Consider the following 23,605-nt stretch of genomic DNA (forward strand, 5'->3'; position numbering starts at 1 on the left):
GCCCCGCCTGCTCCTTCGTTGCCCCTTCCTAGCGGCGGTCGTGGCGCGGTGCCAAGTCGCGTCCGGTATCGTCGGCCGCCGCGGCAGCGATCAGGGCATCGGCGATCTGGCGGTACGATGCGGCATGCGGATCGACATGCGCGGCATGGATCAGGCCCAGCGTCCGGGTGAAATCGAACCCTTCGAGGGCGACCCGCGCGACGCCGGGTTCGCGAAAGCCGTCGGGCATCACCGTCACGCCCATTCCCGCCCGGACATAGCTCAACGCCTTGTCGTCGCTGGTGGTGCGCGCCGGGAAGAACGGCCGGATACCACGCGCGGTGAAGAAGCGGCTCGTTTCTGACAGCAATTCGCAGTGGCGGCGGACGATCATCGGGTCGTTGAGCAGTTCCTCGACCCGGACGCTGCCGCGCGTCGCGAGCGGATGCGCCGCGCCCAGCGCCAGCGCATAGCCCTCGGTCAGGATCGGCCGCAGCGTATCGGCATCGTCGTCGTCGCGGACGATCGTCAGCGCGGCGTCGACGCGGCCGCGCGCCAGCCGGCCGCGCAAGTCGCGTTCGCTGCCCTCGACGATTTCGATCCGGTCGCCGGTGGGGAAGGCGCGGCGTTCGCGCAGGACATGCTCGATCCAGCGCCTCGGCGTCGTCGACAGAACCCCCAGCCGGATGGTGCGCACGTCGACCGTGCCGGCGACCTCGCGTTCCGCGGCGGCGAATTCCCCCTCGATCATCCGGGCATGCGCCAGCAGTCGGACACCGGCCTCGGTCAGCTCGACCCGTCGATTGGTGCGGTTGAACAGGGGGCGACCCAGCGCGGCTTCCATCCTGGCGATGCCGACCGACAGCGTCGGCTGCGACACGTTGCATGCCGCCGCCCCGCGCGAGAAATTGCCGGTGTCCACAACCGACAGGAAATAGCGCAGGTGATAGCGGTCGATCATAGACAGGCTCTATGCTCTTCTTCCGGCCCTTTCAATTTTGCGGGCGGCCCGGATCGTCCTACACGTCATGGCAACGACAGGCAGGAGAGTGAGATGGCAGAGCTGGACTTCGGGCTCGGCGAGATGGCGGACACGATCCGCGATACGACACGCCGCTTCGCGCTCGACCGGATCGAGCCGATCGCCGCGCGGGTCGATGCAGAGGACAGCTTCCCCCGGGAATTGTGGCCCGAGATGGGTGCGCTCGGCCTGCATGGCATTACCGTCGAGGAGGAAGACGGCGGGTTGGGCCTCGGCTACCTCGAGCATCTGATCGCGTGCGAGGAGATCAGCCGTTCCTCCGCCTCGGTCGGACTGAGCTACGGCGCGCATTCCAACCTGTGCGTCAACCAGATCCGCCGCTGGGGCAATGCCGAGCAGAAGGCGAAGTATCTGCCCAGGCTCATTTCCGGCGAGCATGTCGGCAGCCTGGCAATGTCGGAAGCCGGTGCCGGATCGGACGTCGTATCGATGAAGCTGCGCGCCGACAGGGTCGATGGCGGATATCGGCTGAACGGCACCAAGTTCTGGATCACCAACGCGCCGTATGCCGACACGCTGGTGGTATATGCGAAAACCATCCCCGATGCGGGATCGAAAGGCATCACCGCGTTCCTGATCGAGAAGGGGATGCCCGGTTTCTCGATCGGCCAGAAGATCGACAAGGTCGGCATGCGCGGGTCGCCGACCGCCGAGCTGGTCTTCGACGATTGCTTCGTCGCCGACGAACAGGTCATGGGGCCGCTGAACGGCGGCGTCAAAGTGCTGATGTCGGGTCTGGACTATGAACGCGTCGTGCTGTCGGGCATCCAGCTCGGCATCATGCAGGCGTGCCTCGACGTCGTCCTGCCCTATGTCCGCGAGCGCAGGCAGTTCGGCCGGCCGATCGGCGAATTCCAGCTGATGCAGGCGAAGGTCGCAGACATGTACGTCGCGCTCAATACGTCGCGCGCCTATGTCTATGCGGTCGCCAAGGCGTGCGACGCGGGACGGACGACGCGGTTCGATGCGGCCGGGTGTATCCTGTTCGCGTCGGAGAATGCGGTGAAGGTCGCGAACGAGGCGATCCAGGCGCTGGGCGGCGCGGGTTACACCAGGGATTGGCCGGTCGAACGCTATTGGCGCGACGCCAAACTGCTCGATATCGGGGCCGGGACCAACGAGGTGCGGCGGATGCTCGTCGGACGCGAGCTGATCGGTCACGACGCCCCGAAAGCGCAGTAATGACGACGCTATCCACGCTGATCGACCCGACTTCGGACGATCACCGGGCAAACGCCGCGCATAATCGCGCGCTTGCCGAAACGCTGCGCGCCAATGTGGCGCAGACCGCGCTGGGCGGGTCGGAGCAGCATCGCGCGCGCCACGTAGCGCGCGGCAAGCTGTTGCCCCGCGACCGGGTGGAGCGGTTGCTCGATCCGGGTTCGCCGTTTCTGGAGGTCGGGGCGCTGGCGGCGAACGGCCTGTACGACGATGGCGCGCCGGGCGCGGGGGTGATCGCCGGGATCGGCCGGGTGTCGGGTCGCGAGTGCATGATCCTTGCCAACGATGCGACGGTGAAGGGCGGCGCCTACTTCCCGATGACGGTGAAGAAGCATCTGCGTGCGCAGGAGATCGCGCAGCAGAACCGGCTGCCGTGCATCTATCTGGTCGATAGCGGCGGTGCGAACCTGCCGCATCAGGCGGAGGTGTTCCCGGACCGCGAGCATTTCGGCCGCATCTTCTTCAACCAGGCGCAGATGTCGGCGGAGGGGATTCCGCAGATCGCCTGCGTGATGGGGAGCTGTACCGCAGGCGGAGCCTATGTGCCCGCTATGTCGGACGAGACGGTGATCGTGCGCAATCAGGGCACGATCTTCCTCGCCGGACCGCCATTGGTGAAGGCGGCGACGGGCGAGGTGATCTCGGCCGAGGAACTGGGCGGGGCGGACACGCATGGCCGCAAGTCGGGCGTGGTCGATCACGTCGCCGAGAACGACGAACATGCGCTGCTGATCGTCCGCGACATCGTCGCGACGTTCAACACACCCAAGTCGGTCGATATCGAGATCACCGCGCCGCGTCCGCCGAAGCTGGACCCGCAGGAGCTGTACGGCATCGTGCCGCAGGACGTGCGTGCGCCGTACGACGTGCGCGAGGTGATCGGGCGGATCGTCGACGGGTCGGAATTTCATGAGTTCAAGGCGCTGTATGGCACCACCCTCGTCTGCGGGTTCGCGCGCATCTGGGGCATGCCGGTCGCGATCCTCGCCAATAACGGCGTGCTGTTTTCCGAATCGGCGCTGAAGGGTGCGCATTTCATCGAGCTGGCGTGCCAGCGGCGGGTGCCGTTGCTGTTCCTGCAGAACATTTCCGGCTTCATGGTCGGCGGCAAATACGAGGCGGAGGGGATCGCCAAGAACGGCGCGAAGCTGGTCACCGCGGTCGCCACCGCGTCGGTGCCGAAGATCACGGTGCTGATCGGCGGCAGTTTCGGCGCGGGCAATTACGGCATGTGCGGGCGTGCCTATAGTCCGCGATTCCTGTTCACCTGGCCCAATGCCCGTATCTCGGTGATGGGCGGCGAGCAGGCGGCGAGCGTGCTGGCCACCGTCCACCGCGACGCCGAGACGTGGACGCCCGAACAGGCCGAGGCCTTCAAGGCGCCGGTCCGCCAGCGATACGAGGATGAGGGCAATCCCTATTACGCCACCGCACGGCTGTGGGACGATGGCATCATCGATCCCGTGCAGACCCGCGACGTGCTGGGCCTTGCCTTTTCCGCCACGCTGAACGCGCCGATCCCCGAGCGCGCGCAGTTCGGCCTGTTCCGGATGTGATGGTGATGATCGAGAGCCTGTTGATCGCCAATCGCGGCGAGATCGCCCGCCGTATTATCCGCACCGCGCGCCGACTGGGCGTGCGGACGATCGCGGTTCATTCCGATGTCGATGCCGCCATGCCGTTCGTCCGCGAGGCGGACGAGGCGGTGTGCATCGGCACCGCCGCCGCCAGCGATAGCTATCTGCGGCAGGACCGGCTGCTGGAAGCCGCGCGCGCCACCGGCGCGAAGGCGATCCACCCCGGTTACGGTTTCCTGTCCGAGAATGCCGAGTTCGCCGAGGCGGTGGTCGCCGCCGGGCTGGTGTGGGTCGGTGCGCCGCCCGCCGCGATCCGGGCGATGGGGCTGAAGGATGCCGCCAAGGAGCGGATGATCGCGGCGGGCGTGCCGGTGACGCCGGGGTATCTGGGCGCGGACCAGTCGCCGGAGCGGTTGCAGGCGGAGGCGGATGCGATCGGCTACCCGGTGCTGATCAAGGCGGTCGCCGGCGGCGGCGGCAAGGGCATGCGCAAGGTCGACGCCGCGGCAGATTTTTTGGAGATGCTGGCGAGCTGCCAGCGCGAGGCGGCGGCGTCGTTCGGCAACGCGCAGGTGCTGATCGAGAAGTATATCCTGTCGCCGCGGCATATCGAGGTGCAGGTGTTCGGCGACCGCCACGGGCAGGCGGTGCATCTGTTCGAGCGCGACTGTTCGCTGCAACGCCGCCACCAGAAGGTGATCGAGGAAGCGCCCGCGCCGGGCATGGATGCGGCGACGCGGACGGCGGTGTGCGATGCGGCGGTGAAGGCCGCGCGTGCGGTCGATTACGTCGGCGCGGGTACGATCGAGTTCATCGCCGACGGGTCGGACGGCCTGCGTGCCGACCGCATCTGGTTCATGGAAATGAACACGCGGTTGCAGGTCGAGCATCCGGTGACCGAGGCGATCACCGGGCAGGATCTGGTCGAATGGCAATTGCGCGTCGCGTCCGGTGAGCCGTTGCCCCGCACTCAGGACGAGCTGTCGATCAATGGCTGGGCGATGGAGGCGCGGCTGTATGCCGAGAATCCGTCCACCGGGTTCCTGCCGTCGACCGGGCCGCTCGACCGGCTGCGGTTTCCCGATGGTGTCCGCATCGACAGCGGCGTCGAGGAAGGGGGCGCGGTGACGCCTTATTACGATCCGATGATCGCGAAGCTGATCGTCCATGGCTCCAGCCGGCGCGAGGCGGCGGCGAAGCTGGCGGCGGCGGCGCGGGGCACGCAGGTGTGGCCGGTCAGGACCAATGCCGCGTTTCTGGCGCGGGCGGCGGCGCATCCGGACTTCGTCGCGGGGCGGGTCGATACCGGCTTTATCGAGCGGCATGCCGATGCGCTGATCCCGCCGGCCGAACCTTCGCCCGCGGTGCTGGCGGCGGCGGCGGCGGCGATCCTGCCGGTTGCGACCGGTGATCCGTGGACGAGCCTGCGCGGGTTTCGCGCCAATGCCGCGCCGTCGTCGCAGGTCGAGGTGGAGGTTGCGGGCAAACCGTATCTCGTCACCGATGCGCCGGGGAAGAATGCGGTCGTCGCCGATGGCGTGCTGTTCCTCGATGGCGAGGCTTGGGGCTTCGGGCCACGCCGTGCCGATCATGTCGCCGGCGGCGGTGAGGGCGACGGGGCGATCGTGTCGCCGATGCCGGGGCGCGTGATCGCGGTGCTGGTGAGCGCGGGGCAGGCGGTCAGCAAGGGCGAGCGGATGCTGGTGCTGGAGGCGATGAAGATGGAGCAGGCGCTGCTGGCGCCGTTCGATGGCGTCGTCGCCGAACTGAAGGTCAGCGAGGGCGCGCAGGTGCCGGAGGGCACGTTGCTGGCCCGCATCGACAAGGGGACGGAGTGATGGCCGGGCGCTTTTACGACCAATGGACGGTGGGCGACCGGATCGTCCACGAGATCCGCCGGACGGTGACCGAGACGGACAATCTGCTGTTCTCGACGATGACGCATAATCCGCAGCCGCTGCATCTCGACGTGGAAGCGGCGAAGGCGAGCGAGTTCGGGCAGATCCTCGTCAACGGCACCTTCACCTTCGCGCTGATGGTCGGGCTGTCGGTGGGCGACACGACTTTGGGGACGCTGGTCGCCAATCTCGGCTATGACAAACTGGTGATGCCGAAGCCGGTTTTCCTCGGCGATACGCTGCGCGCCGAGACCGAAGTGCATGAGTTGAAGGACAGCCGGTCGCGTCCGGAGGCGGGCATCGTCACCTTCACGCATCGCATGCTCAACCAGCGCGATGAGATCGTGTGCCAATGCCTGCGCAGTGCGCTCATCAAGCGATCTGCTGCATGAGGTTGCGGTCGCTGCTGTTCGTGCCGGGCGACCGGCCGGAGCGGTTCGACAAGGCCGCGGCGAGTGGTGCCGATGCGCTGATCCTCGATCTGGAGGACTCGGTGGCGGCATCGGCCAAGCAGGTCGCTCGCGCTGCGGTGGCGGAGCGGGTGCACGGGCCACGTGGCGGGGTGGCGGTGCTGGTGCGGGTCAATCCGCTCGATAGCGACCTGTTGGCGGACGACCTCGCGGCGCTGCATGGCCTGTCGCCCGACGCGATCGTGATGCCGAAGGCGGAGGGGGCGGACAGCGTTCGCTTGCTGGCAGCGCGGCTGGCGACGGCGGGGATCGATGCGCCGATCCTGCCGATCGCCACGGAAACGCCGGCGGCGATCTTTCAGCTGGGTAGCTATGCCGGTGCGGGGGTGCGGCTCGCCGGGCTGACCTGGGGAGCGGAGGATCTGCCTGCGGCGATCGGGGCTGCGACGTCGCGCGAGGCGGACGGGCGCCATACCGCGCCCTATCAGATGGTGCGGGCGCTGGCGCTGTTCGGCGCGCATGCGGCGGGCGTAGCGGCGATCGAGACGGTCTATCCGGCGTTCCGTGATCTCGACGGGCTCGATGCCTATGCGCGAGCGGCGGCGCGGGATGGCTTTACCGGCATGATGGCGATCCACCCGACGCAGGTGGCGACGATCAACGCCGCCTTCACGCCCGATGCGGCGCAGGTCGCCGAGGCGCGCGCGATCGTCGCCGCCTTCGCATCGGCGCCGGACGCGGGTGCGTTGCAGGTCGATGGCCGGATGGTGGATGCGCCGCATCTGAAGCAGGCCCGCAGGATATTGGATCGTGCAGGCGAGGCGTCGTAGCGAACGTCAAGTTGCCATCCGGTCTCGACAGGATGGGGGCGTTTTTCAACGCCCTGGATCGCGGCTGCTTCGGCTGTGGCTGGGACAGGCTGATCAGGAACGGGGTAGCCGCTTCCCGATCTCGTGCACCCCGCTTTATGTCCGACGTTGATGCCTGCCCTGATCATCTCCCGGATGCCGAGGCAGCTCGAGTTATCCGGTACTCAGAACAGATTTGATCACGATCGGCCGGCGTCATCCAGTGTATCAAGCGTGTTGCGTGACAATTCGGATCACGGCAGCCAGTCCGTTAGCCGTAGAACGGTGCCGCCCAGTTTCTGGAAGGCTCGCTGGCGGCAGGAGAAGACGATGATCTGCTGGTCGCGCGCCTGACGGTGCAGCGCATCGAACATGCGTTCGATGCGGTCGTCGTCCGAATAGACCAGCGCGTCGTCCAGGATCACCGGTGCCGGGCGACCGTCACGTGCGAGCAGCCGCGCAAAAGCGAGGCGGGTGAGGACTGACAATTGCTCGCGCATGCCGCCACTCAACCGCTCGACATCTTCCTCCTGCCCGCTGCGGACAATCTTCTGGGGAAGGAGCGTCCGGTCATCGAAGGCGATTTCGATATCGTCGAACAACAGTCCAAGCAGCGGGCGCAGTTCGGTCATCACCGGCTTCAGATAAAGATCGCGCGCGTCGGAGCGGGCGGCTTCCAGCGCCTGCGTCAGCCGGGCAAGCACGGCCACCTCCTGCGCGAAGGCCGCGACCCGCGCTTCCGCCGCGGCCAGGGCTTCGCCCTTCTCCCGCCAATTTTCTTCCACCGCCTCTTCGGACCGCGCCGTGATGCGCGCATTCAGGCCAGCGATGATTTCCCGCAACTGCTGGACCTCGGTTGCCGCCGACTGCTCGACGGAACGGACGCGGCGAAGCACCGCTTCCACCGCATCGAGATCCAGCGCATCGGCGCGCTGGGCATCATACGCCCCTTCCGCTTTGGTAAGTGCGGTATCGAAGTCGGCAAGGCGCGCCGAGAGCTCCTGATGCCGTGCGTCACGCCGCTCTACGGGGCCGAGAATCGCCCTGATCTGCTCATCGCGGGCGCGGAGACCGGCGAGCATGGTCTCTGCCGCAACAAATGCGTCGTCGGCATGCACACGCGCCGGCTCCGCCGTGCGGATCGTCTGCATGGCCTGGTGCCGGCGCTGCTCGGCCCCGTCGCATGCGGCGCGGGTCGCGACCGGGTCCGCCGTCAGATCGACCGGCACCGGATCGATATCGGCCAGCGCCGCCACCGTTTCGCGCAACGCATCCAGCCCGTCGGGCGCGATGACCTTCAGTTGCGCCCGGGCTTCGTTCGCTTCCGCTTCGATCGCCTGAACGCGAACCTGTTGCGCGCGTGCCGCCGCCAGATCGGCCACGCCCATCGAGGCGAGGAGCGTCTGCCGTTGCGCCTCCCTCGTGGTCAGGCGACCGTCATCGCGATCGTCGGCGTTCGATCGTAACGTGATCGTGCCGATCCCCGGCGCGATGAGTTGGACGTGACCATCGTAGCCGCGTTCCTCGTCATGGTTCAGCACAATGCCCGCGATCGTTATGCGCGGGGCGGCGGCATCGTCATAGGCGATCGTGACGGAAGGGCGGGCTGCATCCTGCACGGCGCGGATGCGAGCAATCTCGATATCCAGTTCGGTCAGTTCATCGACCGCACCCTTCGGCAACCGAAGTCCCGCGAGTTGCGCGTCGCATTGTCCGATCGTGACGCGAACGCTCTCGGCATGCCGCAGCCGTTCTTCCCATTCCGTGCGCCGCGCGGCGGCATCACGCGCCTTTTCGGCACTGTCGAGCAGACGGAGCAGTTCGCGTGCCGCCGTCGCTTCCGTATCGGCCGCCTCCGCCTCAGCCCGCGCGGTGGCGATCGTCTCGCTCGTCGAACGGCGCCGCTCGACGGCCTCTTCGCGGCGGCGGGTCACCTTCGCGCTTTCATCCGCTACGTGCTGCGCGTCGGCAAGTGCATCGTCGAACTGCCGGTGCTCTCGCGCTGCGGCATCGCGCCGTTCGCGGGCGAGATCCAGTTCAGCCCGAAGCGTCTTCAGTCGATCGGCCTGGGTGCGAGCGGTCTCGAAGGCGCGTTCGGCTCTGTCGACATCCTGCCGCCGGGCGTCGCGCGCATCGGCATCCTCCAGCTCGACGAGCCTGCGCTGAGCGATGCCGCGTCGATCGAGTTCGTCCCGCAGCGCGGTGACTTCAGACTCCAGCAAGCGAACTTCGTCGGCAAGTTGGGCGCGCAGTGTGATTGCGGTCGCATAGCGGCCACCGGCCTTGGGTTTGCCCGTCGCAGTGAGCAATTCTCCGGTTGCCTCGACAGCAGCGGCTATGACCCCTGCCATACGCCGGCCGCCCGTCACCGCCTCCACTTCGCCCTGCACGGACTCAAGCAGGCTGGTGCGGACCTGCCGGTCACTTTCTTCATCCGTGCGGCTGCGAGGTTCGATCCCGGTGACACCCTGACGTACCCACAGCAATCCTGCCGGCCCGCCCGCGCCGCCCTGAATCAGCCGGGCGATGAAATTCTCTGCTTCGTCAGCCTGTGCGATCAGCCGCCCTGACGCGAGTTCGACGACCTTGGCGAAGCGTCCCGTATAGAATTGCTTGGTGATCCGGTATCGTGCGTCTCCCACGACGATATCGGCCTCGATCAGTGGGTTGCCGCCGCTATAAGGACGCAGGTTGCGGACGCCGCCCGCCGTGCTGGAATGCGGCAGGAAAAACAGGCCATGCAGCGCCTCGAAACTCGTCGACTTGCCGAATTCGTTGGCCGCGCAGAGGACGTTGACGCCCTCTCCGATGCCCTCGATGGCGACGCCACGTCCGGCGAAACGCTTGACGTTGTGAAAGCGGATACCGGCAAGTTTCATCGTGATACCTGCTGGGCATAGCCATAGAGACGCGCCAGGGCAGCGGCGGCCACCGCCCGGTCGGCGGCTGGCTTGCTGGCATCGGTGCTGTCGACGAGTAGTGCGTCGGCCGCCTCACGGAGCGCGCCCGCGCGGTCTATCTGGTCGAGATCCTCGACAGCGCATTCCGTTGCCAGTCCAAACATGTCGAGATCGAGCCACGCAAAGTCGGGCGCAGCGCGGGCGATCGCCGATTCCAGCGCCATCCGGGCCGCAAGACCGGTGCGACCGCTTGCGACGACCTTCGCCAACGTCTGTCGACGATCCCGCAAGTCGGGCAACAGCGCGTCGCACATGGTCCCGGGATCGTCGCCCGCGAGCAGATGGAGATCGAGCGTTCGCCACGCGAAGCCTGCTGTAGCGAGCGACGTCACCTCGGGCACTGCGCCCGCTCCGGCGATATCGACCAGCAATGCCGTGCCGGGCCGGTCATGTTTGAAGCGATCCTGTTCGGGTGAACCGCTGTAATGGGTACGTGGATCGATCGCCAGGGCACCATGCCAGTCTCCCAGCGCCAGATAATCCAGACCGGCACGACGCGCGCGGTCCGGTGCGATCACCTCGGTGCCGACGCCCTCTTCGGAAAACGTCTGGATCGGACCATGCGCTAACCCGATGCGGATCGCACCGTCGGATGTGCTTGCGCCATCCATCCACTCGCTGAGATCGCGGCCGGGGCGGCGGGTGGTGCAAGGCGCGGGGAGAAGAACCGCACCCTCAGCGAGCGCGATCGGAGCCGCAGTTGTCGCAAGAACGACATTGTCAGGTGCCTCGCGGGCAAGCTGCGCCCACAATTCAGTCGCCTGTAATGAGTCGTGATTGCCGGGCAGGATCACCCAGTGGATCGGGGCATGATGCGCCATCTCGGTCAGCGCCTGCCGTCGGACGTCGGCAGCCGGGGTCTCGGTATCGAACGTGTCGCCGGCAAGCAGGATCGTTTCGACGCTGTGCTCACGCGCATGCGCGGCGAGCTTGCCGATCACTGCGTGTCGTGCCTCCCGCAGGCGGCCGGGCAGGTCACCCGTGAAGTTGCCGAAGCGCTTGCCGAGATGCAGGTCGCTCGAATGAAGAAAACGCACCACGGTCATGCCGCTCCGGGCATGGTCGGCGTGACAGACGGTAACGCATCGCTACCACGGCATCGCGCGATCGCCTCGTCGAGACGGGCGCGCGAGACGGCTGCCAGCCGCTCGACACCCAGCATCCGTGCCAGTTCGCGTGCCGGATCGGGCTCGTCGAGTAACGCCGGATTATCCCGCACCACCGCGGCGAGTTCGGCAAGTGGAATGTCCGGGATCGCCCGGCGTGCCTCGTCGCTGCCGGGTGCACGATAGGGCAGCACGTCAGTCACCGCGCCGGCCTTCCAGATAAACTCGTCGCTCGATTCCTGTGTCCGACCAACATCGCTCAGATGCATGTCGATCCGCTCCCGGATTTTTCCGCCTGTGCGCAGCCTTGGACCGTAGCGATAGCATGAACTCAGCCCGACTGCCTAAGATAGGCCGTCGGCCAACGAAGATAGCGTGCCGAAGATAGTAGGTGCAACCGCACTTGGCGAGATAGTTGCACATGGCTTTCAGCTCCTGTTACATCTGTAACAATCAACTAAAACCGTTAATTCTCAGCGATTTCCTAGGCTTTTCTATAGCCTAGGGAGAATGGTGCCAGAAGAGGAACCGCGTTCTGCAAGCAAGAATTTGATAAGAAAATCAAAGACCTGTGTGGTTTAAATGATGGCCCGTTTTATGGCCCGCCACGAGGCTTGTAGCGATGGTTCGAGTACGCGCTCTGGGCTCGCCATCGGTGTTTCAAGGCATATCACACCGTCGTATTTGCTCAATAGGGCTATCGTAGAAGCGCCCACCTTTTATCGAGCTCGACCCATTCCCGGTCGCTCACGCAGCCCTTGCCGCTTCCCGAAAGCATTCGCTCATTGACGTGCGCGGATCGACTGCTTTGGCCGCTTCAGCCCGGCGCTCGAAACGGCCTGGGTTGGGACTTTGCTGCCCTTCCTGGCTTGGTCGCTGAATGTCGGGTTACGCCAAGAGCCGACGCTCGCGAGGATGCTCAAACGTCGACATCGAATGGCTGGGTTGGGCGTGAGCGGTCTTCAGCTTCCAAGGGGTGACGAGCGGACAGCTGCCCTAGATTCGTTTGCACGGAGTAAACCGTTCGCCTGCCGGCAAGGATTTGCGCCGTCAGCGTACCAATGGCCTATTGTCCAACAGTCTAAGGAAACCCAGCGGCAGCGGCATCGCCTGCGGATCGTGCTGAATGTCCGACCGGCGGCGCATTACGAGTATCGCTGGTCGGGCGGGCCGACGCCGAAGATGACGCAGCTTGCGACCTGACCCGAAAGCGTCGACGCCGATCGTAGTTCAGCCGGGCCCGGCCGCATAATCGGGCGCCAAGAACCGACGCTGGCGAACGCCAAACCAGACAGTTCGGGCCGGGAGTTGGAAATCCGGATAATCGATAAGGTCGGGCCAGTCCTTATGCGGCCGACGCTTCGGCGTTTCATAGTCGAGCCCGAACCAGCGGTTGAGGACCGTCACACTGCGGGTTGGCAGCGCCTTGGTCTTCTTGTCGTTGAGCGGCAGGCGAAGGAAGCGCGCGTGCAGCCATTCGGCAAAATCGAGCGTGGTCCGTGTTGCCTTCAGCCGCCTGCCCGACGGTTCGGCAGTCGCGATCTCGCCCAGCCAGATTTCGCGCTCGCGCGAGATGAGCCCTAGCTTATGGTGTCGATCGTTGAGCCGCGTGTGAATCGCATTGCCAATGCCCACATATTGCAGGATTTTCATCCGCTCACCGCGGCACTTTCCGATCGCGAGATACAGGCCGTGCACATAGTCATGGCGCGCGCATTCGCGTGCATGGTCGAGGTCTTTGTATGGCCCATACCAATTGACCGCGATCATCAGATGTTGCTGCGTCATCGTGCAGCGTTCCCTTCTTACCAAAAACCATCGAAGCGGCTCAACCCATGTCTTCGATATTCGCGCGAAGCCCGGCGAGTTCGAGCGCGATCTGACGCGTACCGAGCATCGCCGCCGGGTTCGGAAAGCATTTCGCGGTCGGCGAACGGTCGGAAACCCTGTAGACTCGCCACAATTCGTAGCGCTCGCGCTCGCGAAGCGCCTTTTCGAACTCCTTACGCGACCAGTCGAACCGCCCGTCGCTACCGGTTGTGGACTTGACCTCAAGCCAGCGCGGACGCCCCTCGGCATCGACCGAACGAATGTCATGGTCAGCACCGGGCTCAGTTTGTGATGTCCACACGACGTAGCGTTCTGGCTCGTCAAAGCCCATCGCCCGGGCCTTTTCGAGCTCCAGCCGATAGACAAGTTCCTCACCGCGCTGCCCGACCAGTCCGGCTCGCTCGATCTCGGCCGGGGTCGGCGGCAGCCACAGACCAGACGATCCGCCTCCGCCACGGCTAGAGGGCTCGCGCGGCGCGATCTCCGTCCCGTGGGCGGGTGTGACCGTCAACGATACATCATCCAGGTCGGGCAGCACGAAGGACGGCGGTGCTGGCGGCAGAGGGGACGATTGAGGCGATGCTCCATCGCCGGGCGTTTCTGGCTCGACGCAATCGACTGGCTCGACGGGATCGGCATTGCCCGAGCCCGATGTGTCGAGATTGTCGAACACCTGCCTCAGCGCCAGTTCCTCTGCGTCGTCGCTTGCCGATCTGCCTTCGCCTTCGTCCTCGTCATCTAGGCTGAGGTCGGCTTCATCGTCCTCATCCAGGCGCCGGCGATGCGGAATGCCGAGCTGATCGAGATAGTCGACAAGCTCTTCCTGGGTCCCGCAAAGCAGAAGCGGCAGAAAGGCGTTTGCGATAATGCGCATCGTCGATACGCTCGTCGCGCCGGCGATCTCGGCGAGCGCTTCCGCAAGTAGAAGCTGGAAGCTGTGCTTGGTCTTGGGCGGCAACAAGGCGATGCGATCGCCGCTGATGGCAATCTGCGCCGGGACCGGGATGGTCACGCCGCCGACATGGTAGCGCCGCGCCATCGTCTGGAAAAAGCCGATCTCGCGAATGGAATGGAGGCGCTGCGCAATCGTTGCCAAATCCGAGGGTGTAAAACCCGCATGATGGTGGCGATTGCGCGAAGCAACCTCGAACAGCGCGCGTGCAAAGAGCGATCGGTGAAGCATGGCGAGCACACGATCACCGAGCTTGGCCTTGAACCAGAAAGGCGGACGGCCGGTCTGTCCAAGAGCTGGTTCGCTCGCGCCGGCAATTGCCGACAAGGGTCGGATGCCGAGCCCCCAGAAAAAGCTGCGCGAACGTTCGCTGCGCTCGATCACGCCGATGGTGCTTCCGGTATTGCGCAGCGCATCCTCGAGTGCCGGAAAGTCCGGCTCGACCAATCGTCCCGCGTGCAACTTGCTTGGAGTGAACAGACGACTCTGGTCATCCAGCAGACATGGTGTCTCCTCCAGACCTAGGGGCAGGCCGGTCGCGCCACGAAATTGATAGGCTTCGAGCAGCAGGCGCCGCCGACGCTGATCGAGCGGAGCTTGCGTGGCCCAGGCGGATCCGACCTTTGCGAAAAAGCGCCGCCAATGGCTTTCATCGGCTTGGTCCGGTGCGCCAAGATCCCGATAGGCGCGGCCGACATCTTCTAGCGCGCGGTAAATTGGGATTGCCTCGGCGAGCGGCGCCACGACGCGGGTGCCAACGAGGATCGACGAGGGTGAGTGATAGCCATTTTGCACCCAGCAGATTGGCACGTCGGCGACGTCGGATTTCGGGCGTCGTTCAAGTCGCATCGCCTCGACCAGTGCCGGATAAAGCAGGTCCGCGCGTGCTGGAGCAGTTCCTGTCTCTCGGTGCTTCGCGACAATGCCGAGCAACGTTTCGACGTCGGGAGCCGGCTTGAGCTTCAACTTGCGATAGAGGAGATCATTGGCTCCAGCGACGATCGCGTTCGCGTCGTCGATGCACAGTCGGTTGGTCGGGGTATCGAGATGGAGCGCCGCCGGCACCGCGAGCGCGCCGGAACGCGCCTTGAGGCAAGGAATCGCCCGCAGAGCTTCGATGACTGGCGCCGTTAGAAGCTTCAGATGGTCAGACAACAAGGCTTCGAAGCGCTCGGCGATCTCAGGCCGATCCGCTAGGCCCTCGGCACAGCGCACAAGGTCGGCGCCGCTCAAGCTGTCGCGCAGCCGCAGGCGAGAGAGGAGCGCCGTCGCAGCGATGAGCTCGCGCGACGGCGCGTCGACCACCGGATCGAGCAGGCGCGCGAGGGGGCGTTTGAGCAACACAAGATCGATTGGAGCCACCCAGGCACCGCGCTGGTTCTTTACCACCGGATTGTTGCGCAACGCAGTGAGCGCGGCGCGGCTGATCGGTGCCGTGCGTGCCAGCAATTTCCGGTAAAGCGTCTCGCGCTCACGGTCGTCGGGTGCCGCGTTCGACGCCCGACCGGCGGCATCGATCAGCCATTGCTCTTCGTTAAAGACGCGGCAATGGCCCGAAACGGCCTTGTAGGGCGCGAGCGCCGGGTGAAGCCGATTGGTCTCGGGCTCGGGACAGTCGTCCCAAAGGTCGCGATCGACGATCATGAGCTGATTCGCCGGCCGAAGTTCGCCTGTCGCGCTTAGTGTCGAAGCGCTATTGGCCAGATCGGACTTATTCGGCCGCGTCAGCTTACGCCAGAAGACGGACAACCCGGTAGCCGACTGCACCTGCATGTCGACCCTAGTGATATGCGCGGGATAGTCAGTGAAGTAGAAATTTGCATCGCCAGCGACCTTCGTGGCGAGCCCCGTCTCGTCCTTCCCGGCACAACGCAGGCGAACCAATGACGAGATTGTGAACGGCTTTGCACCGCAGCTGGCGACGAGCAGGCGCAGCGGCGAGTCGCCGCTAATTGCAGGATCGAGATATCGGCTGTCGCCGAGAAAGCCGGCGAGCGCATCGTCGCTGGGCAGCACGATGTTACTGGCCGTCGCGAAACGTTCGTCACCGCGCGCGCGGGTCGGCCAGCACGCATCACCCGCCAGCCGCTCTGCAAGTTTTGTCGCAAAGCGATCCGGGCTGGCCAAGCCATTGCTAATCAAGGCCTTGAAGGCGTCGGCCCCGTAACGCCCGAACCAGTCATCCTTTAGGAGAGCAACGGTTAGATCGACCGCCTGATCAATCAGCCAATCGTTCCAGACATGATCGTTGACACCGCTGCGATCGGTATTGAGTTCGAAGCGCGCGCTGACGCTGACGGCACAGCCGGTTCGCGATGACGGTGCTTTCAGCGGATAATAGAAGTGCCCGTGCTGACCGAAATCAACACGCTTGCGCGCTATGGGGACCGACACCGCGATCTTCACGCACCCGCCCGGCAGGCGATAATAGGCTGGAAATGCCCGTCCCGCATGCCCGGCGGGAATCTCGACGCTACGCGAAAATTCTTCTTCTTGGAACGGCATGCCCTTCGCATTGCCATCGACAAGCCGCCCGCTACGGATGACCATTGCGACCCCAACGACACGACTGCGGCCGGCCGTCGCATCCTGTTTCCAGCGCAAGGAACGGCCGGTTCGGATCGACTGAATCTGGACCTCGCGTAACCCTCTACGCTTGCCGCTCAGCGCCAGCTTGACCAGCGTGTCGGCAAGACCGCCGGCCATCAGGTCGAGCGCATGCTGCTCGCGTTCCAGAGTAAAAGCCTCGAGCCGTTCGGTGGAGGCTTGGCGATAGGGGATATGGACGCGGACGCCCTTCTCGCCGCTCCACGCCAGATCGCGCACGCGCGCTGTTTCCTGTGTGTGGAGATCGAGCAGCGCGACTTGGCCGCCAGAACGCACATGGATGGTATCGCCAAACCGGAAAAGTGAGCGCAGCCCGAAATTCTTGGAGCCGATTCCATTTTCCTTCGGCGCGACAACTTCGCCTTGGCGGCTGCCCATTACATTGCCGGTTCCGACGATGACCGAAAGCCTCTCCCAGCCCTTCGCGTCGATGTTCCGCCCCGTACCCGCAACCTCAAGCGATCGGCTCCCGAATGTGAGCTTCAGGCGTTCACCGCCGCCGTCATATTCATTCTGCACGACCTCGCGCAGTACATCGCTCGCATCATGCCCTGCGACAAACTGCTCGATAAAGCTCGAACCGATACGGATCTGGCGACTCGCGCTGAAATCGGGCGGCACATAATCTGGCTCGTCGACGGCAAGCGCGGCGCCCGGTCGCCGATCGACCTTCTTGCGTGATCGCGACATCGGCGCACGTGCCGGTTCAAGAGTCGGGAGAGCCGGCTCGGCTGCTGTCGTTGCCATGATTGCCCCTAGATTGGATTTGTCCCCAGATAATCGATGGAGGCGTAGATGCGGCGCTCCGCCTGCGCAACGACGCAGTCCATACAGCGATCTACTAGACCAACGATCGATCGCTTTCGATCTGTCGGACCGGGCCCGTGAATTGCAGAGATGAGGAGCGTGGCTAATCGTCCGCTTCGAACTGCGAGATCGGCGGCTTAGGACCGGACGTCCGCAGAGATTATTGAGACGATCGGCTCTGGTCGACTGTTGCCGGAGAGCCACCGGCTTCTCATGGGACAAAGCCGTCGTATGCACGCGACATTCCGAACGGCAGCTCCTGTCAGAAGGAGACGTTCAGCCCGCGGCCAACCACGTCACAGATCGACAGGAACACGGCCGATTGGTACCAATCCACTTTCTGATGGCAGTCGGGAGAAGCAAGCTCTCGTTCAGCCGGCCTCGCGACCCGATGACCAGCCTTTTCTAAATCACGCAAGTGCGTCAGAAATGATTACGGTAATTGAGGGCGAGCATGAAGGAGCAGAGAAACAGTCTGTTGGGCCGGCCGGACATCCTGTTGGTGATTCAGGACGGGCTGCCCGACAACATTGAAGCGGACGTTCGAGCCCATCTCGACGAACTCGGATTGAACCTCGGGGTTATCCGTCATCCAGGCGGCCCGTATGCCGGAGTTGAGCTCTACCTCCCGACCGCTCTGGCTCTCTTCGTCGCCGCCGGGTTTTTCAACGGGGTCCTGCAAGAGGCCGGCAAGGATGCCTATGCCGCCTTCAAGGGTGCAGCAATAGCGCTGTGGCGGAGTGCCTCGGGCCTGACCGTTACCGCCGTTGGGACATCCGGGAAAGTTTCGCCAACAGAGCGCTTCTCACTTGCCTATTCGATCACCGGCGAGATGGTGCCCGGCCCAAATTTCAAGTTTCTGATCCAGACAGAAATTGATGCGGAGACAGCGGAAGCCGGCATCGGCGCGTTTGTCGATCTCATTCGCGATCTATTGAATGATCGCTTGGCCGAAGCGGATGTCAGGGCCTTGCTAACCTACAAACCGGTAAGCGGGACTGTGCTTTTGACCTTCGATGCCGCGAGTCGAAAGATTATTCCAGTGAACGGGTTCGAAAGTTCCGCTTGATCTGCTCTGCAGTTGCGCTGCGGCGGCGACCCGATACCCAAAACGATTCGATTGAAGGTGGTGCACACGCTATCGAAGCAACATACGACCTGTTGGCCGTGACGAGACAGCGAGCACCATGGATCACGCGCCCGAAGACCAAGCAAAGGAAATGGAAAACGGCTCCAGCCCCGTTGGGCGTGGAGGTGCAGGAACCTATATCGAGGGCGAGCTTGGCGCCTTTTATCTTCTCCAGATGCTGGCGGGCAGTGAGGCGCGGGGACTACCGGACGCGCGGATCGAACGGGTGCAATTTCAGGGCATCGATGAAGGCTATGCCCTGGACGATCTGATTATTCATGGCGTGTCGGACAAAGGCAGCTCGCTGCTTGAAATCCAGTCGAAGCGCACAATCACCTTCGCCCCGAAGGACGGCCTCTTCGAGGGTGTCTGCGACCAGATCGTGAGGAGTGACCCGGCCAGCAAGCCGACCGATCGCCATCTTCTCGCCGTTGCCACTCAGCGCACCAGCTTCGCGATTTCCGGCCCCTATCAAGACGTGCTCGAACGGGCGCGCACGGCGGAGTCAGGTACCCAGTTCTTTGCGTCACTGGCGCGCAAAGGCGTCGCCAGTGACGCTATGCGCAGTTTCGCCCAGACGTTCCGCACCCATCTTGTCGCCTTTGGCGTAGCGGATGATGACGAGGCTATCTGGGCCATCGTCCGGCGGTTCCTGATCCTTGAGTTTGACTTCGAGTCCGGCGCCCCGCAGGCCCGGGCTCATGCGCTCACGCTCGCAGGACAGGCGCTGGCCCCCGAGGACGCGGCTCGCGCCGAGGCCCTCTGGAGCAATCTCATCGAACTGGTGATTCTGACCGGCAAGACCGGAGGGTCGCTCACGCGCGACGAGCTGGTCGCGGCGCTGACGGCGCGCGGCTTCCGCCTAGCAGGTGCTCGACACTATGCCTTGGCGCGCGCGCGGTTGGCGGAAATGTCGCGCTTTGCGCTGATGGACATCGGCACGACGGTCGGCGGCATCAACCTGCCACGCTTAGGTGCGCTCGCCGCGCTCGACGCGGCGCGCGACACGCACCGCTTCATCGAGATCACGGGCAAGCCCGGTGCCGGAAAATCCTATGTGCTGCGCCACTTTGCTGAGCGACAAGGGCGGGAAGCGCACGTTATCGTCCTCGATCTGATCGGGACACCCGATGGCGGCTGGGCTGCGCTCGCTCAGCGCCTCGATGTGCCTGGGACCGCCAAGGATTTCCTCGGCTATCTTGCCGCAAGCGGCGGCGGAATCCTGTTTATCGACGGGCTTGAAATGTTTGCCTCAGCGGAGCGTCGGCGCACCGTCAACGACGTCTTGCGCGGGATAGCCGGGATCGAGGGCTTCTCGGTCGTCGTCTCGACCAGACCTGACATCGGCGTCGAGGGCAGCGACTGGCTCGCCGAAGACGCGCTTACCGTGCTCGGCAAGCCCTATCAGGTCATCGTCGGCGAACTCGACGACGACGAAGTCGCCGTCTTGAGCGCAGCAGCGCCAGAGTTGCGCGTCCTGCTTGCACCCGGGCACCCCGCCGCCGACATCGCGCGCAATCTCTACCGCCTGACCCAGTTGCTCAAAGTGCCGAGCACGGTCGAGGTCCGCACCGAAGCGGCGCTGGCCGACCATTGGTGGCGGACCGCCGACGGCGCGAAGCCAGAGGATGTCCGTCCGGCCCAGCGCCTCCTCGCCGCGCTGGCCGAGGCCGCGTTGGCCGGGCGCGACACGATCGAGGCGACCACAGATTCATCGGCGCGCGATCATCTGCTGCGTAGCCTGACCCTGAGCGAACCGAAGCGCGATCAACTCGGCTATTATCATGACGTGCTGCGCGACTGGGCGATCGGGGCGCGGCTGCACGAAGACATCACGCTCCTCAATGAGGTCGACCTAGGCGTGCCGCCCTCATCGCGACTGGCGCGCGGGATCGAATTTGCGGCCCGGTTCGCGCTGGAGAAGGGACAGGATTGCGCGGGCTGGCAGAACCTTCTGGACGCTCTGTCCCGCCCGGGTGCCCACGATGCGTGGCGGCGTCAGGCCCTGATGGCGATTGTCCGGTCTGAGCGGGCCAAGGAGCTTCTGAATCGGTGCAGCGCGATCTTGCTCGCGCGGGGTGGCGCCCTGCTGGTCGAGCTATCCACCGCCATCAGTGCGGTGGAAACGGTCTCGATGGCGGAGCTTATCGCAAAGGCCGAGGCAAAGGGCGCGGAAATACCGCTGACCCCCGGAACGCTGCGGACCTCATCTACGCCATCCGCGCCTTGGCTGCTGATGTGGTGCCTCGATCATGCCGCGGAGATCCCGGTCCAGGCGATCGCAGCCGTCGTCAAGCTCGTCGAGATCCAGATATTCCTATTGATGCCGCCAACGGACTACGGACGGACGGCGGCGAAAATGCTGTTCGGATGGTTACTGCAGCTCGATCTTCGGACAACCCCGATCATGATCCCTGCCCCGCCCGATGCTCCCAAGCTTGAGGGGCAGGCCCGCGAACGGATGATCGACGAGCTTCGCTCCATGACGCTGGTGCTGGCCGCGAACGCGCCGAACGAAGCCAAGGCCTATCTCGCAGCGGCGGCGACGGAGAGGGATCGCTATAAGGTCAAAGACATCCGGCCATTCAGCCGGGCGCTGGCGACGGTCGCCCCAGCCGAACTCGCCGCGCTGGTTGAGGCGACCCTGATCGAAGCCCCGGATCCGAAGCGGTCACGACGCGAGTCCAAGGGCCGGGCGCTGAGTTTCAGCGACACCGACTATATGCCACCATCACCGGCCCAGCCGCCGTTCCTCGATCTGCTCGACGCCGCACCGGATATCGGGCTCACCCTCATTCGCAAGCTCATCGCGACAGCGGTGACGTATCATGCCGACGGAAAAACGACGGAGACGAACGGCTATACGATCGTCCTTGACGGGAAACCGCGCTTCTTCCCTTGGCCTCAAACCTATTTCTGGTCGCGCGATCAGGCGCGGGACTATTCCGCGGCGTCAGGGCTCATGGCGCTGGAGGCCTGGTCTCAGGAGCGTCTCGACAGAGGCGAAGACGTGCAGGCCCTCCTCGGCGATATTCTGGGACCGGAGGGAAGCTGCGCTGCCTATCTCTTGATTACGATCGATGTCCTCCTGTCACATTGGCCCGATACGCGAGACGCGCTCGTTCCGTTCGTGGCCTGCCCCGAACTGCTCGCCAATGATCGCGTGCGCTCGACGCACGAGGCGCTGGGCCGGATGCTCCACGGGCAAAGGGAGCCCGCCGGTCGGGTCAAGCTGGCCGAGCTGGCTAAGCGCTCCTCACGCGGCGTGATCCTCGAACAGCTTCTCCCATACTACATCGCCGATGATGACGGCGGGCGCCGTCTCCGCGCGTTGCTGGGCGAAGCCGTGGCGAAGATCGGTCTCTATGCCGACCACGCCAGCTTCGGTGATCCCGCATTCATGGGGGCCTATGCGCTCAATATGCTGGACCGGAGCAATTGGATCGAGGTTGATGGCGGTCTTGGCTATCGGTCACCGCCAGCCGAAGCTGCGCATCTTGCGAAGCTGGAGGAAAGCCGCCTGAAGCTCGTTCATTCGAGCAATCTTGACGCGAAGATCCACCTCGCGACGAACGACCCGGCCAAGGGATCGGCGGAGATCGCCCGGGAGGCGGTGGATTATGCTGCCGGCGAGCTGCCCGATTATGCCGACGTCGACGATTTGAAGGCGCGAACGACCCGGCTGATTGCGACGGCCATGCTGGTCGCCCGCGACGGCGACGATGCGCTGTTGGACGAGCATGAAGCCTGGGTGCGGGCGGTCATCGCCAAGGCGCTCGAGGAAGAGATCGATCCTTACGGTTCCTCCGAGATGTTGCAATTCAATCGGCCAGGGATGGGCATATGCGCGCTCATCCATCTCTGGCACCGGCGCCGGCTGCCGACGGATCGCAACCTTTTGGTCGAAACCGCAGCCCGCAGCGATCGCGCCGGCGTACCGGCCTTTGCCGCTGCGCTGGCGCGCGTCAACGAGATCGATCCCCGCGTTTTGAAATCGGTCATCCGGATCGCCTTCGCGTGTCGGCGCTGGCGGTGGAGTCCCTATGACGAAGATCCGGCCGACGGCGCAGCGTATGAAACTGAGAAGGCGCGCCGCGATGGAGAGGCGGTCGCGACAGAGATCGCCTGGCTCGATGGCGGGCTGGAGCCGACTTGGCCGGTCCTCCCGGAAGAGGCGCCATCTATTCGGAATGGGTCTCGGCTGCGGCTCTCCGCCGATGGCGACGGGATCGACGTCGACCGAGATGACGAGACTTGGACGCCTCGGTCCGAGAGGGCGTCGGTCCATGTCGATGCACAGGGCATCGCAAAATGGCTCGGCCTCCTGAATGTCGAAACCAAGGGCACGCCTGGTTGGTACGAGGAACTGATCGATGCCTATGCCCCTTGGTCGGCGCGGCTGAACGCCCATGGGTATCCAGCTCGCGCCGAGTTGGATCGGACGCCGGACGACTGGAACCATCAATTCTATGTCCTGTTCGCGGCAATGCTGATGGACGCGGACGAAGCGCGGTTCGAACGCCACCTCCGGCCGATCGTCGAGCTTCCCGATCGGTCGTTCTGCGATGTCCTCGATACGCTCGTTCACGCAGCCGACGTTCGCTATTTCAACGATCGGGACCGGACGGCCGATCGGGCTCGCGACCTGCGCGGGCACTTGGTCGCGCGGACGATCGGGCTTGCACGATGGGCTCGGGATGGTCGTCCCGGCGATCTTCGGATCGATTTCGAGACCGGGCCGGCTATCGCGAAGCTGCTGATGAACACCTACAACCCGTTCGCCAGCACCGAGAGCTATCTGGTTCCCGCGGTGATCGACCGGCTCGACCCGCTGCTCGACACGTTGCGGCCATTGCTTTCTGGTGGTCCGACCCCGTTCGTGGCGATGTGCACGATGAACAGCCTGTCGGTCGCACCAACGGTTCGTCACCTCGATTTCCTGCTGTTCGCGGTTGAGACTTGGCTAGACGTCGTCCAAGCCGATCCGTCGATGTGGCATTCACTCGGTATCGGGCGAAAGGTCGCCCAATGGTTCGAAAAGGCTGCCGAAGAGGATGTCACCCTGTTGCGGCGCGACCATCCCGAACGTGCGCGCATCGACGCCGTGCTCGGCCGACTGGTCAGCCTGGGCGTGTCCGAAGCCCATGAAATAGAGCAGCGGATCGCTGCCGAACAAACGGGAACCATGCTATCTAACATTGAAGTGGATATTTAACACCACTGCTGTTAGTTAGCCGGT

General features: G+C 64.5%; 13 protein-coding genes. 7 read left to right on the forward strand and 6 right to left on the reverse strand.

All coding sequences use genetic code 11. From position 1 onward, the window contains the following. Window positions 1–28: 28 nt before the first annotated feature. The gene (locus LRA87_RS00680) at window positions 29–940 is read right to left on the reverse strand and encodes a LysR family transcriptional regulator (RefSeq protein WP_230628491.1); all 912 of its coding nucleotides are present in this window, start codon (window positions 938–940) and stop codon (window positions 29–31) included. 93 nt (window positions 941–1,033) lie between these two features. Here LRA87_RS00680 and LRA87_RS00685 point away from each other — a divergent pair, with 93 nt between their 5' ends. Genes LRA87_RS00685 through LRA87_RS00705 form a run of 5 tightly spaced genes read left to right on the forward strand, consistent with a single transcriptional unit; the run spans window position 1,034 to window position 6,957 of the window. After that, a complete protein-coding gene (locus LRA87_RS00685) occupies window positions 1,034–2,203 on the forward strand; it encodes an isovaleryl-CoA dehydrogenase (protein ID WP_230628492.1) in 1,170 nt (389 codons plus the stop codon). Further along, window positions 2,203–3,798 (forward strand): carboxyl transferase domain-containing protein, encoded by a 1,596-nt coding sequence (locus tag LRA87_RS00690; RefSeq protein WP_230628493.1) that lies wholly within the window; start codon window positions 2,203–2,205, stop codon window positions 3,796–3,798. Before LRA87_RS00685 ends, LRA87_RS00690 begins: the two co-directional genes overlap by 1 nt. A 5-nt stretch (window positions 3,799–3,803) precedes the next feature. Continuing rightward, a complete protein-coding gene (locus tag LRA87_RS00695; protein WP_230628494.1) occupies window positions 3,804–5,657 on the forward strand; it encodes an acetyl/propionyl/methylcrotonyl-CoA carboxylase subunit alpha in 1,854 nt (617 codons plus the stop codon). Further along, entirely contained in the window at window positions 5,657–6,109 is a 453-nt protein-coding gene (locus LRA87_RS00700; RefSeq protein ID WP_230628495.1) for a MaoC family dehydratase, read from the forward strand. Before LRA87_RS00695 ends, LRA87_RS00700 begins: the two co-directional genes overlap by 1 nt. After that, a complete protein-coding gene (locus LRA87_RS00705; RefSeq protein WP_230628496.1) occupies window positions 6,106–6,957 on the forward strand; it encodes an HpcH/HpaI aldolase/citrate lyase family protein in 852 nt (283 codons plus the stop codon). Before LRA87_RS00700 ends, LRA87_RS00705 begins: the two co-directional genes overlap by 4 nt. A 272-nt stretch (window positions 6,958–7,229) precedes the next feature. Here LRA87_RS00705 and LRA87_RS00710 read toward each other — a convergent pair whose 3' ends face one another. The 5 genes from LRA87_RS00710 to LRA87_RS00730 all read right to left on the reverse strand — a co-directional run bounded on the left by LRA87_RS00710 (window position 7,230) and on the right by LRA87_RS00730 (window position 17,177). After that, the gene (locus LRA87_RS00710; protein WP_230628497.1) at window positions 7,230–9,854 is read right to left on the reverse strand and encodes an AAA family ATPase; all 2,625 of its coding nucleotides are present in this window, start codon (window positions 9,852–9,854) and stop codon (window positions 7,230–7,232) included. Next, window positions 9,851–10,981: a metallophosphoesterase family protein gene (locus LRA87_RS00715; protein ID WP_230628498.1), complete on the reverse strand. Its 1,131-nt coding sequence runs from the start codon at window positions 10,979–10,981 to the stop codon at window positions 9,851–9,853. Before LRA87_RS00715 ends, LRA87_RS00710 begins: the two co-directional genes overlap by 4 nt. Then, window positions 10,978–11,310, reverse strand: a complete 333-nt coding sequence (locus tag LRA87_RS00720; protein WP_230628499.1) for a hypothetical protein — start codon at window positions 11,308–11,310, stop codon at window positions 10,978–10,980. Before LRA87_RS00720 ends, LRA87_RS00715 begins: the two co-directional genes overlap by 4 nt. Window positions 11,311–12,271: 961 nt before the next feature. Next, window positions 12,272–12,829 (reverse strand): hypothetical protein, encoded by a 558-nt coding sequence (locus LRA87_RS00725; protein ID WP_230628500.1) that lies wholly within the window; start codon window positions 12,827–12,829, stop codon window positions 12,272–12,274. A 40-nt stretch (window positions 12,830–12,869) separates the two neighbouring features. Further along, window positions 12,870–17,177, reverse strand: coding sequence for a DUF3883 domain-containing protein (locus tag LRA87_RS00730; protein WP_230628501.1), 4,308 nt, complete (start codon window positions 17,175–17,177; stop codon window positions 12,870–12,872). 514 nt (window positions 17,178–17,691) lie between these two features. Here LRA87_RS00730 and LRA87_RS00735 point away from each other — a divergent pair. Together LRA87_RS00735 and LRA87_RS00740 are read left to right on the forward strand one after the other, a co-directional pair. Next, window positions 17,692–18,306: a hypothetical protein gene (locus tag LRA87_RS00735; protein WP_230628502.1), complete on the forward strand. Its 615-nt coding sequence runs from the start codon at window positions 17,692–17,694 to the stop codon at window positions 18,304–18,306. 118 nt (window positions 18,307–18,424) lie between these two features. Next, complete coding sequence (locus LRA87_RS00740; protein WP_230628503.1) at window positions 18,425–23,581, forward strand: ATP-binding protein; 5,157 nt, start codon at window positions 18,425–18,427, stop codon at window positions 23,579–23,581. The last annotated feature ends 24 nt before the right edge of the window (window positions 23,582–23,605 follow it).

Source organism: Sphingomonas sp. Leaf37 (assembly GCF_920939475.1).
In the GTDB taxonomy this organism is placed as follows: Bacteria; Pseudomonadota; Alphaproteobacteria; order Sphingomonadales; family Sphingomonadaceae; genus Sphingomonas.